The organism is Enterovibrio norvegicus (genome assembly GCF_002876705.1).
Classification (GTDB): domain Bacteria; phylum Pseudomonadota; class Gammaproteobacteria; order Enterobacterales; family Vibrionaceae; genus Enterovibrio; species Enterovibrio norvegicus_B.
In genome coordinates this window covers 1-14,447 of record NZ_MDAG01000026.1, presented here as the reverse complement: position 1 = coordinate 14,447, position 14,447 = coordinate 1, and the positions used below count along the sequence as shown (strand labels likewise).

The 14,447-nt window shown below is 45.9% G+C and carries 11 protein-coding genes; 3 read left to right on the top strand and 8 right to left on the bottom strand.

From position 1 onward, the window contains the following. The first annotated feature begins 184 nt into the window (after window positions 1–184). Both trhP and BCT27_RS14765 read left to right on the top strand, forming a co-directional pair. A complete protein-coding gene (gene trhP, locus BCT27_RS14770; RefSeq protein ID WP_102318963.1) occupies window positions 185–1,576 on the top strand; it encodes a prephenate-dependent tRNA uridine(34) hydroxylase TrhP in 1,392 nt (463 codons plus the stop codon). A 3-nt stretch (window positions 1,577–1,579) separates the two neighbouring features. Next, window positions 1,580–1,834 (top strand): YfhL family 4Fe-4S dicluster ferredoxin, encoded by a 255-nt coding sequence (locus tag BCT27_RS14765; RefSeq protein WP_102318964.1) that lies wholly within the window; start codon window positions 1,580–1,582, stop codon window positions 1,832–1,834. 58 nt (window positions 1,835–1,892) lie between these two features. Here the strand turns inward: BCT27_RS14765 and mepA are convergent, their stop codons facing one another. From mepA to BCT27_RS14725, 8 genes are all read right to left on the bottom strand, one after another. Next, a complete protein-coding gene (gene mepA / locus BCT27_RS14760; RefSeq protein ID WP_102396119.1) occupies window positions 1,893–2,729 on the bottom strand; it encodes a penicillin-insensitive murein endopeptidase in 837 nt (278 codons plus the stop codon). Window positions 2,730–2,931: 202 nt separating this feature from the next. Then, window positions 2,932–4,857: a TonB-dependent receptor domain-containing protein gene (locus tag BCT27_RS14755; protein WP_102396118.1), complete on the bottom strand. Its 1,926-nt coding sequence runs from the start codon at window positions 4,855–4,857 to the stop codon at window positions 2,932–2,934. Window positions 4,858–5,008: 151 nt separating this feature from the next. Continuing rightward, complete coding sequence (locus tag BCT27_RS14750) at window positions 5,009–5,713, bottom strand: response regulator transcription factor (protein ID WP_241908579.1); 705 nt, start codon at window positions 5,711–5,713, stop codon at window positions 5,009–5,011. A gap of 143 nt (window positions 5,714–5,856) precedes the next feature. Next, window positions 5,857–6,687: a sugar phosphate isomerase/epimerase family protein gene (locus BCT27_RS14745; RefSeq protein WP_102396116.1), complete on the bottom strand. Its 831-nt coding sequence runs from the start codon at window positions 6,685–6,687 to the stop codon at window positions 5,857–5,859. A 1-nt stretch (window position 6,688) separates the two neighbouring features. After that, the gene (locus tag BCT27_RS14740; protein ID WP_102396115.1) at window positions 6,689–7,963 is read right to left on the bottom strand and encodes a DUF6005 family protein; all 1,275 of its coding nucleotides are present in this window, start codon (window positions 7,961–7,963) and stop codon (window positions 6,689–6,691) included. A 9-nt stretch (window positions 7,964–7,972) separates the two neighbouring features. Then, window positions 7,973–9,229: an AMP-binding protein gene (locus BCT27_RS14735; RefSeq protein WP_102396114.1), complete on the bottom strand. Its 1,257-nt coding sequence runs from the start codon at window positions 9,227–9,229 to the stop codon at window positions 7,973–7,975. A gap of 22 nt (window positions 9,230–9,251) precedes the next feature. Then, window positions 9,252–10,967, bottom strand: coding sequence for an IucA/IucC family protein (locus tag BCT27_RS14730; protein WP_102396113.1), 1,716 nt, complete (start codon window positions 10,965–10,967; stop codon window positions 9,252–9,254). Continuing rightward, on the bottom strand, window positions 10,954–12,762 hold the full coding sequence (locus BCT27_RS14725) for an IucA/IucC family protein (protein ID WP_241908578.1): 1,809 nt from the start codon (window positions 12,760–12,762) through the stop codon (window positions 10,954–10,956). The genes BCT27_RS14730 and BCT27_RS14725 overlap by 14 nt, the downstream gene beginning before the upstream one ends. Before the next feature lie 207 nt (window positions 12,763–12,969). Here BCT27_RS14725 and BCT27_RS14720 point away from each other — a divergent pair, with 207 nt between their 5' ends. Beyond that, window positions 12,970–14,322: an MATE family efflux transporter gene (locus BCT27_RS14720; protein WP_102396111.1), complete on the top strand. Its 1,353-nt coding sequence runs from the start codon at window positions 12,970–12,972 to the stop codon at window positions 14,320–14,322. Window positions 14,323–14,447: the final 125 nt, after the last annotated feature.

The following is a 14,447-nucleotide window of genomic DNA, read 5'->3' as shown; positions in this document are numbered from 1 at the left end:
AGCTATTCCGTCATTTTATGCGCACACTTCGCATAAACCCTTGGGCTGTAAGAATGACATTATTTTCTTCAAAAGGTTTCCAGAATCGAACTGGCTATGTTAACAAGATCACAGTAAAATCGCCGCTCCTTCGCATCAGCGTCTGATGCGCCTGACTTACACTCAGAAATAAGAAGCATTGAATATGTTTGTTCCAGAACTTCTCTCGCCTGCTGGCAGCTTAAAAAACATGCGTTATGCGTTTGCTTACGGTGCAGATGCGGTTTATGCAGGCCAACCACGTTACAGCCTTCGCGTGCGTAACAATGAGTTTAACCATGAGAATCTTCAAATCGGCATCGATGAAGCCCACGCATTGGGTAAGAAGTTCTATGTGGTGTGCAATATCCAACCGCACAACTCAAAGCTAAAAACCTTTATCCGCGATCTAAAGCCTGTTGTTGATATGGGCCCAGATGCGCTGATCATGTCAGACCCAGGTTTGATCATGATGGTTCGCGAAGCGTTCCCAGAAATGGTGATTCACTTGTCTGTTCAAGCGAATGCCGTTAACTGGGCGACGGTGAAGTTCTGGCAAACTCAAGGCATTGAGCGCGTGATCCTTTCACGTGAACTGTCTTTAGAAGAAATCGAAGAAGTACGTAAAGAAGTGCCAGAAATGGAGATTGAAATCTTCGTTCATGGTGCACTTTGCATGGCGTACTCAGGCCGCTGTTTGCTTTCTGGTTACATTAACAAACGTGACCCGAACCAAGGTACTTGTACTAACGCATGCCGTTGGGAATACAAAGCAGAGAAAGCGCAAGAAGACGAAACGGGTCAAATCGTTGAAGTGCAAGATGCCGTACAAGTTCAAGACGTTGAAGAACGTCCTGACAACACGCTGGGTCTTGGTAAACCAACCGACGAAGTTGTACTGCTGAGCGAAGCACATCGCCCAGAAGAGAAAATGGCAGCATTTGAAGACGAGCACGGCACTTACATCATGAACTCAAAAGATCTTCGCGCTATCCAGCACGTTGACCGTTTGACGAAGATGGGCGTTCACTCGCTGAAAATCGAAGGCCGTACGAAGTCTTTCTACTACTGCGCACGCACTGCGCAAGTATATCGTAAGGCGATCGATGACGCGGTAGCAGGTAAGCCGTTTGACGAAACCTTGATGAGCACCCTAGAAAGCTTGGCGCACCGCGGTTACACCGAAGGTTTCCTTCGTCGTCACAATCACAGCGAATACCAAAACTACGACTACGGCTACTCGGTTTCAGACGCGCAGCAGTTTGTTGGTGAATTTACGGGTAAACGCCGCGGTGATTTGGCTGAAATCGAAGTGAAAAACAAGTTTGTTGTGGGTGATTCTCTGGAAGTGATGACACCAAACGGCAACGTGACCTTCACGCTAGAAACGATGGAAAACCGCAAGAGCGAAATCATCGACGACGCGAAAGGTAACGGACACTTTGTGTTTATCCCAGTGCCTGCGGATATGGATCTTTCTTTCGGTCTATTAATGCGCAACTTGGTAGATGGGACAAATACCCGCAACCCGGTTACTGCTCAAACTGCGAGCGCGTAATCCATGGCACTGCTGATCACCGAGAAGTGCATTAACTGCGACATGTGCGATCCAGAGTGCCCGAACGAAGCCATTACGTTCGGGGCTGAGATCTACGAAATCGATCCAGACAAATGCACGGAATGCGTGGGTCACTATGAAAAGCCAACGTGTCAGTCGGTTTGCCCTATCACGAACTGCATCGTTATCGATCCAGAACATCGTGAAACGAACGATGAACTCTTAGAGAAGTTCGTTACCCTTCAGGGTCTAGCATAAGAAAAGCGCCGAAAGGCGCTTTTTTATTGTCCGCTAAATGTCATTGCGCACTTTTACCTCACTGACGAAGTACCACCAAGCACTGCTCTGGTTTTACTTTCACCCGCTTTTTCTTCTTCGTCGTCACGACCTTTTTCTGTTCATCTTTAGGTTTTGGCCGCCAACTTATGAGTTCACTGCCACAGCCATCGCCTTGCGGGGGCGCTGCTTGATCAACACAAGAAGTATTTCCATCAGGGCAGCGAAGTCGAACATGCATGTGGTAATGATGTCCCCACCACGGCCTGACCTTTTGTAGCCATTCTCTGTCCTCCCATGTCATTTCACACAAGGTCTCTTTAATGACAGGGTGAACAAAGATGCGTGCAACTTCCGGCTCTGAGGCTGCCACTTGGAAAAGAACGGCATGTTCCTCAAGCCAATTATCTCGACGCAACGAATAGGATTTCAAATCAACCATGCTGATTGCTGTCGGTTTTTCGACAATGTTTTTCTTGAGCCTTTCCGGCGCAAAGCTCAGCCAGATATCGGCATCAAGGCCGGTTTGATGGCTGGAATGCCCACTGGTGAAGTTTCCCCCACGAGGCATTGAAATGTCGGCAATCAATAAGTCATCCAGACCGAACCCTTTCGTTTTCCCCGCGAGTTTCGTCAGGTAGGCAATCATATCTGGGTGACCGTAGTATCGATTCCTTGATGGGCGAATAACTTGATACCCTTCCCCCACCAGCGGCATGGCTTCTCCACCTTGAAGACAACCATTGGCATAACTGCCTATCGATTGTTCTTGGCCATTTGACGGCAGGCCCGCGCGCTCCCATGGATTTGCCAATGCCATGGTTACACCCAAAAAGAATAAAGCAAACAGAAAAAGCATGAATAAGGTTTTCTTCATCTCATCCCCACAAGAAAGCGTTTCTCTATGATCTTAGCAGGCTAGACTTACGCAAGTGGCAATAGGTTACTCAAAGAGTAGAGCAAAGAAGATAATTGTAATCAAAATCAAAAAGGAGAAGCTCAGCTTCTCCTTTTGTAAATGTTTACCCATGCCCTAAGACATGACGTAAGAGGAACGTTCGTTCCTCTTACCTTTGGCATTAGAAGCCCCAGTTAACACCCAATTTGATGTTACGTCCTGGTTCAAACGTACCATTAAAGTCTTCACTCAAGCTCGCTTGATCTCGGTAAGCTTTATCAAACACATTCTTCACCGACGCTGTCAGCGCGAGATCTTCGCCGCTGATTGGCATCCATTGCGCATACAAATCGTGTACACCGTAACCTGGTTTTTCTTCTGAGCCGTCAGGCACATCCGTCAGACGATCGACAAAGCGACCTGTCCAACCAAATTCCAAATCATCCGTCGCAAAGTAGTTCACCGTAGTTACAAGAGTGTCCCCCGTTGCCGTGCCGATATTCATATTACCGTCGCTCAGAGGCACGCCATTTAGTTCTGGTTCAGCTCGGCTGTAACTGATGGTCGCCGCAACACTTTCCAACTGATATCCAGCGGAAACAGTAAACCCTTGGTTATCCAATGTGCCAACGTTCTCGAAAATGCTGCTCTCGCGATCAACAACATCTTCAATTTTACTGTCAAAAACGGTTGCAGATAGGTAGCCGTTGTCGAAGCTCCAGTTTACAGTCAGTTCAGTGTTTTTCGCCGTTTCACCCTTACGGTCATTGGCGCTATAGGCATAATCCAACAGCCACAGTTCACTCACTTGAGGGCCACGGAATGCTTCAGCATAACCAAGGATAACGTTCACATCTTCAGTGATGAAATACGTTGCTGCGACATTGGGGCTGAACCCGCTGTCGGAAATGTCTGTGCCTTCTGAGCGAGAGTCGCCATCTCGTAGATCTTCATCTAGGGCATAATGGTCATATCGCGCACCCGCACTTAGCATCATGGACTGCGTAAGACTGTAGTCACCTTGAAGATAGACACCCACCTGATCACCCTTGTCTACAAAGGTCTGGTTACCTCCGCTAAACGTGGATTCATCTCTACGGAAATCCGTACCGTAAATTAGCGTGAGTTGCTCGAATGTTGATGTATTGCGAATATCACCACCAATTGACTCTGTATTGCCGATGTAAGTGCCGAATCTAGGATCGTTGAAACGTTCAAGGTTCAAATCGGTGTAATAGAATGTGGTATCTAGATTCAGCCAAGTGCTGCCTGAATCCAAAAGATAGTTTAACGTTGCAGTATCGCGGTAAGTGCTTTGCAGCAATGGGTAGTTTCGGCTGAAGTCACCCATGTGAGGACGCGCGTAACGGGTCGCGTCATCTTCTTTGCGCTCATAACTGAAGGTAAGCGTTTGAGCGTCCGTTAATTCACCAACAATCTTCGCGAAACCAAACTTGTTACGGAAGCCTGTGTATTCAGCCGTGTCTCCGTTACCATCTTCATAATCGTCTTGGTCGGTGTAGCCCAAAGAAGCCAAAACAGTGACTTTATCGCTCAGTGCGCCATAACCTGTCGCAGATGTTTTAAAGCCATCTGTGTTATCGGAATAGGTGGTTTTTACTCGACCACCAAATTGCTCACCCGCTTCGAGTAGCGCACGAGGATCTTTGGTTTTCATTTTGATAGCACCACCTAAGGCACCTGCGCCATCAGTCGCACGCCCGGCACCTGCTGAGACGTCAACTTGCTCAAGTAACTCAGGTTCAATAAACAAGCTACCTTGATGGTGAAATAATGAGCCGGCTTGAACAGCACCATCAATGGTGACATTCAACATGGTGTCTTCAAGACCACGCACATACACTTTCTGCGAGTAGTCCGTCCCCCCTCCTACCGAAACTTCAGAGCTTGTGCGGAAAATATCGTTGAGATCACTCGCTTGGCTTTTCTCCAATTGACTAGCATCAATCGTGACGTCTGCGGCTTGGAGAGGGTTACCAGTAACAACGACGGTTTCGTCGGTATTTGCGATGGCTACATGACTGAAAAGTGCAGTACATACAGCAATATTGAGCGGGGATATTTTGAAGCTACTTCCTTGGAACATCTTGTTTACTTCCATTAATGATAACGATAATGATTTTCATTATTATCAAAAAGAAGTGCTGTTCTGTAAACGCATTTTACAACTGTTACAATTATACTAAATAATTGATTTTAAAAACCTTAATCGAAATAAGTGTACTCCTCACCGTTGATTAGGAAAAACAATACCCTACGCCGTGCGCTGTTTGTAGACGCTCCGCATCCATTCCTGCCGCCACGAGTTTTTTACGTACTCGACTCAAATGCATGTCTAAACTTCGATCGTATTTTTGAAACTCTCTAGAAAGAACCCGTTGATACAAATAGTCTTTACTCAGGATCTGATGTTGCTGAACCACCAATGTCCAAAGCAACTTAAATTGAATGGGAGTGACTGAAATAACTTGCCCATCAAAGGTCACGATCTGTTGCTTTTTATCCATGGCAAGTTGATCAACGATCATTAGAGAATGTTGGAACGGCATGGGCTGCTGTCCCGTTCTTCTTAAGATCGCCGCCGTTCGACAAACAATTTCACTGAAAGGTTGTTGGCGCGTGATGTAGTCATCCGCGCCATAGAGAAAGCTGTTAACACAAGTAAGCTGGCAGTATGTTTTTGCTAATAAAACAATGGGAACTGATGCCTTTTGACGCAGTTGTTTGAGTAAGCAGTGACCTTTCATTTCAGGAAGCGATGTCGATAACATCACGAGTTCAACTGCAAGTTGATCATGCAGTGCTAACGCTTCCTCGGATGATAAACACCAGCGAGCCATAAAGCCTTTGCGTTGAAGTTGATCGACAAGCACTTGTCCGTACTTTTTATCAGGCTCAACAACCAGCAAAATATTTCCATGCTGTGCTCCTCGTGCATTCATTACTTCACTCACATCTTTTTTCGAGCCCATTAAATGCGATCGATTATCAATATCATTACGTTTTATAAAAGCCTATCACCTTACATATAGGATCCATGTCACATAAATTGGGTCTAATTAGTTGGGCGACACATTCATTTTGATTATGAATGCATGCGAATGTGCCGTTGAACGGAATCGAGCGCAGCTTTATCCCCCAATAGCGTTTGCTTAACGTCATTGCCAAACCATTCCAACGAGGCTGTTGCATGATCGTTTTTCAACACTTCGGGGAGAAATCGATGGTAATCCATCGCTCCTTCTAACAGAGGCACCATGCCATAACGACAACCTGCGGGTGAGTAAACATTGTCTGGAGAAAATACGTTTAACTGATCTCTCGAACGTACATTTTTCAAATGGTAGTGCCCGATGCAATGCGCCACGCGCCGATGGAAAGCAACAGGGTCTTCTCCTGCTTCCCAAACGTGCAAGGTATCAAAGTTCAGTTTCAATGCCGGATGGTTAACTTCTTCCAGCAACTGAATAATGGAGTTAGGAGTATCCGCTAAGGTTCCAGGGTGCGTTTCGACAAGCACATCCAGCCCTAAATCGGCCGCATAACAACAAATTTTATGTAGGCGGTGTGTCATTGTCTTTCGCTGCTTAACATCAACGAGATGACTCGCCTGATGCCCAGCAAAAGTGCGGACTTTTGACGTTTCCCAGTAATTCGCTAAACGACAGATATGCTGACACTTTTCTTCTGCATCTCGCGCATCTCCCACTATGGGGAGATAATCACTAAGCATTGAAATAGACAACCCCATATCCTTGATCCACTTGGCATCATATTGAGGCTGCGTTTCTAACCCACGCGCATGAACCCCCCAAAGCTCTATACCTTGAAAGTCATGACACCTCGCCCACTCTGCGATGTTTTCTAAAGAAACCAGATGATGTCGAAACGAAATCGTGCAAATTGATAACTGCATATCACACAGCCTCAGCGCATTTTTCAACGTTCAAATCATTGAGTTCACACCAATCTCTATACACTTCATGGAGACGCTTTTTAATGCGCATTTCGGTTTTATTCTGCTTATTTAACAGAGCATAAATACCCACCTGCAAAGACAAATCTTTGGTCTCAGCAAGCTTCATGATTTGATACTGAATAGATGAGTAGGTTTGAATTAACTCTTCAATCACATCACACCAGCGCTCAAAATCATCATCGACGAGACCAAGTGCACGCCAGAAGAATGCAAAACCATGTTCATACGCATACTTACGAACGGCAATAACCCGAATTTCACGTAATGCGAAATTCAAGGCAGACAGAGAAACACCATGAGCACCCGATATATGCGCATTAAGAATGGTGCGAATGGCTTCCGTCAGTGGGTTCGAGCTCCCAATAAAGCATGCTTCAAAATAGGCTTTCACATCCTCGGGAGCAGCGTGTTTCAAACCCTGCTCATCAAACACATAACCACCGGCGACACTCGGCTGTGCAATAGCATTCAGAATGCGTTCGCGATCAAGCAAGCCTTCCCAACGAAAATCAGGATCTAGCACCATAAGTTTTTCAGGGTTATCCGTGTTTTCCAACATGACATAATGGGGGAAAGGGTTCTGGCTAAACTTATTCTCTCTCTCTGGCAGTTGGTACATGTCCAACATAACCATCAGGTTTGTTGTCTTCGGCTTTTGTGCCAATAACACATTCATTTCTTGAATGTTTTGTCGCTTAGACACATTCTCGTTATACCAAGAATCTAGGCGAACGCCGTAAAGGCGCTGATACCACGAAAGAAACTGTTCATGATTGATATCGTCAGAATGGTATTGAAGCTGAAAGTCTTCACTGATGGTAAAAGTGGCATCCCACACGCCGAAATAGAACGGACGATGATCGATCCCGTTGCGTTTGAGCGACTCGCACACACAACTGACAAAGCAATGCACTTTTACGTCTTCAAACTCTTCCGTTGTCACCTCATCGACCACCTCAACCTTATTGTTCACTCGGCACAGAAAGTCGGCCAAGCTCGACACGGTTGCGTAATCCGCAGCAGTGATGTTTTGCTCGGGCACGCTCAATCCTAAATCGAGTTCTAGATGCAGAATAAGCTGAAGAATCAGCACTGAATCAAGATACAGGTCTTCATTTAACTTTGCCGATTCACTGAAGCTGTCCATATGTCGGCTTTGCATGTTTTCAGCCAGCACTTGTCGGATGGATTCGATGATGTCTTCGCGCTGCATGGTACCTCCTTACCCTAACGCCGGAATTGAAATTGTGCTTTGTGATAACACCTTGCGGTTAATCTTGCCGTTCGCCATTTTTTCAATTTCTTCACATTGCTCGATATCTACGGGTAGCTGATAAGACGCTAATCTGGTTCCACACCAATGGCGAATGCGACTTGGTTCTAACTGATTCGTAGCAATAAATTGCAGACAAACACGCTCCCCAGAAAAAGGATCAGGGCGCTTAAAGACGATCGCTTCCGTGACGTCAGGGATTTCCAGCACAACATTTTCGATGTCTTGTGGATAAACATTCAGCCCCGATACGTTGATCATGTCGTCGCACCGAGATACAAAATAAAGCGCCCCTTTGTCATCAATATACCCAAGGTCTTGGGTGTGGATGGTTACATCGCCTTTTGTGATCACAATTTCATCAGGACAAGAAGCATCGTTTCCTGCAAAGACCTGCAAATGTGGTAACGGCTGTCCTATTTGGTTTGCGGTGAGCGTATTTGCGTTAATGGCAATACAACCTGCCTCCGAGCAACCGTATTGCTGGAAGACGTGTTTTGTTTTCTCTCGCAACGCATCAAACCAAGCCCCAGGAAGTACAGTGCCTGACGTCATTACCGCGTGTAACCTCTGATCTTTTGGATAAAGCTGAACCACGGAGTTAATCAGCGCGGGAGAGGAATACAGCAAGTGATTCGGTGTATTTAATAAGGTTTTTAGCAAGTATTTCGGGTTGATGTTATTGATGATAACGGGTGTTAACCCTCGCTTTAGGGCGACAAGTACGCCGGCTATTAGCCCATAAGAATGCGTGATGGGACATGCAATAAGTGGCGTCATAGTGTGAGGGGTTGAGAAGAAAGACACATAACTTTCAACTTCCTCAGCAATGGATTGCCAAGTGCGTGTGATCACTTTTGGTTCACCCGTTGTTCCTGAACTTGTTTGAACAAGTACTGCATCTTTATCAACTGTACTGTTTTGCAATGTCATCGCGGGCTGGTGTTTATCGAACAACAAGAAATGGCACTCAGCACGGTTCGCTAAGCGTTTGGCCGCAAGGCGAGGTGTCGGCGCAAATATCGGGTAAAAAGACCCGCCGTGTTGGCGCAAATACAGACACACAGACAATACATAAGCAGGGTCCTCACTGCATATCGCAAAGCGTTTTCCCGCGCAGTCTCCAAGGATGGGATCGGCTTTAAATGCCTCATAAGCGTCATGAAAATACTCATGACCATAGAATTCATCGTTAACAAAAATCATAACGTCCCTATTGTTCAATATGCTAAATAGACAGTGGGTTTGGAATATAGTGGTGGCACTCGGCGCTACTCGCCTTCAGCTTTCTTGTCATAAGAGATTCGGTGAGAATTTCGGGTGCTCGGTATCCAAGCAGCGACAAGCGCTCAGCAAGCTCAGGGTGTTCTTTTTCATACTCGTCGAGTTTGTGAGAAACACGGCGCCAAAACTCGTGTTCAGGCAAAGGATAAAAAGTACTGATAAGGTGTGAAACGTCGGCAAGGTTGTAGATAAACAAGGTATCCATGACAAGCTCTCGCAGCAGTTCGATCGAACTCATTGCGTAATAATCATCGAGCAGCGCATCACTGAGTGAAGGTTCAATCTCTGCAAAATTCGGCACCGCGTCTGCATCACGGATAAATGCGGCGTTGTACTCGACGCTCTCATGAAAGTCTCGAACAATGATACGCTCTGGCCACCCATCACGATGCACTAGAACCATGTTCTGACCATGGGGTTCTATACCGATGCCATGTTTCACCAAGAGATGCCATATTGGTGTTACCGTCACTTCGATAAGCTGCGCTAGCCATGCATCAAGTCCATAGCGTTCAACCCAACCCGTAACGAATGGCAGCCCATCATGTTCCACCATCATGATGGCGTTAAACGGAATAGCCGCTTCTCCTTTTTTCAAATGAAGCTCTACACTTTCTCTAAAAATAACAGCCAGTTGACCTAATTCAGTTGATGACGTCACATCCAATGAATCATCAGAAAACCGTGCACCAGCATACTCGTTGAGAATGCTGATCCCGCCCAATTCACCATCACGATGGAGTGTGTTTTCAAGCCATTGAGAAACCATGGGGGCAAGGCAAACAGAATGTGCAGCAAGGTTTCGATGAGAAGAGGTGTTCACCATATTCATCGGTAACTTTATGTTCGGGTGCAGGGGTGACTCTTTGTTCAACAGCGTTCGTACGGATTGCGTCGCCACATATTTATCTGAACCAATGCCAAGAAATATAATGTCTTTCGTCGCAAGGTATTTTGCTAGCCAACCGTCTTTCAATTGCTGCCATTGCCAAGGATGGATTGGCAGCAACGCATAATCATCCCATGTCGCATCATGAGCATTTAGCGCGCCGGACAATCGACTCCATTGCCCATGACCAAGCTCATTAAGCCAAAAGTGTGTCTGCTCTACAGGTAAGGTTTGCTTGAAGTAAGAATGACGAACCGCCAGCCAATACAGGTTAAAGACATTGCCCGCTTCAGGCCCAAATGCTCGATGGTCAGCTTCACTAAAACCCGTTCTCGCTTTAAATGAGGGATGATAGGGGTGCCCTTCATCCAGTTGATTTTCTAGCTCGGAATAGCTTGATGCACGTCGTGATAACCGCTTAGGTAAGTGCTGAACATTCCAACGACTGAGTTGTGCCGTTTGAAGAAACTCTTCTGTCAGCGCTTTTTTGATGCTCGCTGTGGTTGGGAGATCATCAATGATCGTCAGCCATTCGCTACTCACGTCGATAGATCGCCCATTGATTTTCAGGCTATTCATCATTAATCGATACCGACCGAATGCACCAATGCTGCCCTTAACCTTGTATTCACGGTTACCCATCATCCATAAGAACTCGTCAGTCAAAGATGAGGGGGACGGTTCAACTAACTTTTCAAACAACAAGGACTCAAGTAACTGCTTGATAACTCTTATTTCTGGTGGCAGTTGTTCACAATTAGGCAGAGGCATAGTTAACCTCCGTTGGCTCTTCTAGGCAGGTCATCACCAACGGGTTAGGAATATGGCAATAGATCGCTTGTTCATTTTCGACCGTCAACTCGTCAACGTCATGCACGCGTGTTAATAGATTGCCTTTGGCGGGAATACTGGATCGAGAGAGGAGCTGATCAACAAACAAGGTGCCAGCGCCAGTGAGAACGTGACGCAATGCTAAAAGGCGCTGCTGAACGAAGCTGACCAATATTCTTTCTTCAACCAAGCCGTCTGAACCCAAACGGCCAACAATAGAGAACAAATTATTAATCAAAAGGTAATACGCGAATCGATCACAAATAACGTCATCGTCAAAGTACAGAGCATCAACCGTGACTGACTCTGGCTCCATAGCCGCGAGGTGGTTTCTGTACGCATTCGATAAGTAGAAACCTTGGTTGTCCCTGAAGTAGTAAATAGACGGGTAGCCCTCTTCTAACTGAAGAACGCTATTTTGCTGATGCGCTTCCAAGGCGATGCCATGCTCATCGTAGAGCTTTAGCATAGGCTCGATACTGCATTCCCAATACTTAGCAAACCATTTAATGGAAGCTTGAGAAAGTGAGGTGTGATCTCTTAATGCGATGGTTTGAACGAAGCGAGACAACATCGATGTCTCCCCCGGAAGGGCCTCTTGGGTCAGCGCCGCAATGGTAATAACGTCAGCATCTTTTCCGGCCGAAAAGGGGTTCTCTCTGATAATGACTTCAAACCCTGTTTCGCTTTGTTCCGGCAAGACAACTGTAATGTAAGCAGGGTCTGTGATGATTTTGAATTGCGGATACGCTTCGCTGAATCCTGTTTTTCGATAGAGTGTCGCCATCACAACCCCAGCATCAAGTTCATGCCTTTTATTCACGCGTAGTGAGTTCGTTATTTTGACCGGCAGCGAGAATTTATACATCCACGCTAAATTCGCGTTATACAAAGAGCGAACGGAAGATGTTGCGGTGAAATCAACGCCCTGCGTACCTAAGTCGACGACCAAACCTTCCGACATCAACCGACGAACACTCGATTGGTGAATAAGCCATTGAGCTTGTAATGGGTGCATGGGTAGCACCAAGTGACCCTCTTTTATAGGTGATGATATTGGCAATGAAGACGTGATGATCTCTTCTGCAGAGATAGTCAGCACGGAACGCTGACATATAAGGCGTCGAGCAACACTGAAATAATGCAGTGAGAAACGCCCCTTGGTCTCTGGCGCATAATAGGCATGATGATAATCAAGCATACCTTGACGACTTTTTGGGGTTGGGTGTTGCCAATGTCCATATAACAGGGACTGTTCCGCATCGATAAAATCTGTGCTTACCAGCTTAGGATCATCAAGTCTTTGCGAAATATACGCATCCATTAATGAGCGACTTTCATTTACGCGGGAAAGCAGTTCTTGTTTATTCCTTTCACGCTGAACATTGAAGGTCGAAAAAACATTTGATGAGAAAATGGTTTCAATAAGGAGTTGCACAACACTCGAAAAAGGCACCTCTTGCCATTTACAACTCGACGGGTGGAACAGATAGGCTCGAGAAAATCGATGACACCCCACTAAGGTGCGGTAGTTGATGGTAACGGCAAGTTTAGTGCTTTGGGCTGCCAGAGGCGTTTCAACGACCCAGGCACAAGCTTCGAGTGGCATCGATTTGTCCGCGTCTTGCCATTGCTTCGCGGTATACCAATGTCCTTCATCTATCTCTTTTAAGTAGCAATTGAAGAAAGCCTGAAATGATGCAATATCTGCAATTTCCTTTGCGTTCTGACTCAAAATGACCTCACCTTCAAAGCGAGCAACACTCTTTGTAAGTGCTACATCCAACAAGGCTGAGAATCCTAAGTGATATTAATTATCATTTCACTAACTGTTACTTTTGTTACAACGCCCCTCCAGAAAGGTCTCAAATTCACAACCGGTCCCTAGTGATGATTCACTCACTCGAACAAGATAACGTTTTTACACAAAGCATGACTCTCAATGGCCACAAAAAACCGCATTACTGACGCGCCGATCATCCCAACATTCTTCTACTTCGCCTTACCTTCCCTCGCTGGATTGCTTGCCATATCAAGTGCCAGCATTGTTGACGGTATATTTGTTGGACGCTATCTAGGCGCAGCACCTCTTGCATCAATTAACCTGCTCATTCCTTACTTTACGTTTATGTTTTCTGTTTGCTTGATGATTGCGATAGGAGGAACAGTATTGGCGGGTAGATATTTAGGTGAAAAGAAGCAGAAAAAAGCAGACGCTATATTTTCCCAATCTCTCATTAGCGCAATGTTGTTCACGGCAGCAATGGCGACGATCGTGACACCAAACAGTGGGTACCTATTTGATGCCCTCAATGCGCCACAAGACATACATGAAACCATGAATAGCTATTTTGGCATTATGTCTTTCTGCCTAATCATCCAATTGACCACCATGGTGTTGTATTACTTTGTACGTGCCGACGGTTTTCCGGTATTAGCAACGACGGCGCTCATCTTTGGCTCAATCACCAATATTGCATTGGATATTCTTTTCCTCGGATACTTAGGGTTAGGCATTGAATGGGCTGCATGGGCGACCACGATTGCCCAGAGTCTACAGCTCGTCGTTTTGCTTTCCTTTTTTGTGCAGAAAAACAGAACCCTGAAGCTCACGTTAAAGGGTTTAAAAATCAAAGAGTCCACACGCGCATTCGTCAATGGATTTTCTGAATTCATCAATGAAATATCTGTAGGGATAGTGATTTTTACTGTTCACTGGCTCTTGCTCGTAAACGGAGATGATGCAGCAATTGCAGGCTTCTCTATCGCAAATTATGTTCTGTTTATCAGCATGATGGCGTACTACGGTATTGTGGATGCTATCCATATTCTTGTGAGTCAAAATCTAGGTGTTGGGAATCTCCGCCGTATCAGACAATTCATGATATTAGCGGCAGTAACTATTCTAAGTATTAGCACTGTACTAGTGTTGGTATGTACGCAGTTCCCTCAGCATATCTCCCAATTGTTCCTCTCAGATCTAGAAAGCGCATCACAGCAAAGTGCTTTGCTCTATCTGAATATCCTTTGGCCATGCCTTATGTTCAGTGGCCTGAATGTCTTAATCTCCGCGTATTTCACCGCAATCCAGAAACCATTGCAATCCACTGCAATCGCATTAAGCAGAGGGTTACTGCTTCCAGTGATACTCCTCCTCTCCTTTTCGACCTATCTGAAACAAACACACTTTCTCGCCGCCCTACCCGTCGCCGAATTCATAACACTAGCTTTAGCGCTGACTTTGTTTGCTGTGCACCAGAAACGGAAGACTCCCGACGCCCCTGTCTATACTTGAGTCCAAAACAAAAAGGCCCCGCTATTACTAGCGAGGCTTCTTAATAAATGGCGAAGCGGCCGGGGGCCTGCACATCCGAGACTCAAGCCGAAGGCTCATGAGAGCCCATTAACAAAACCTACAGA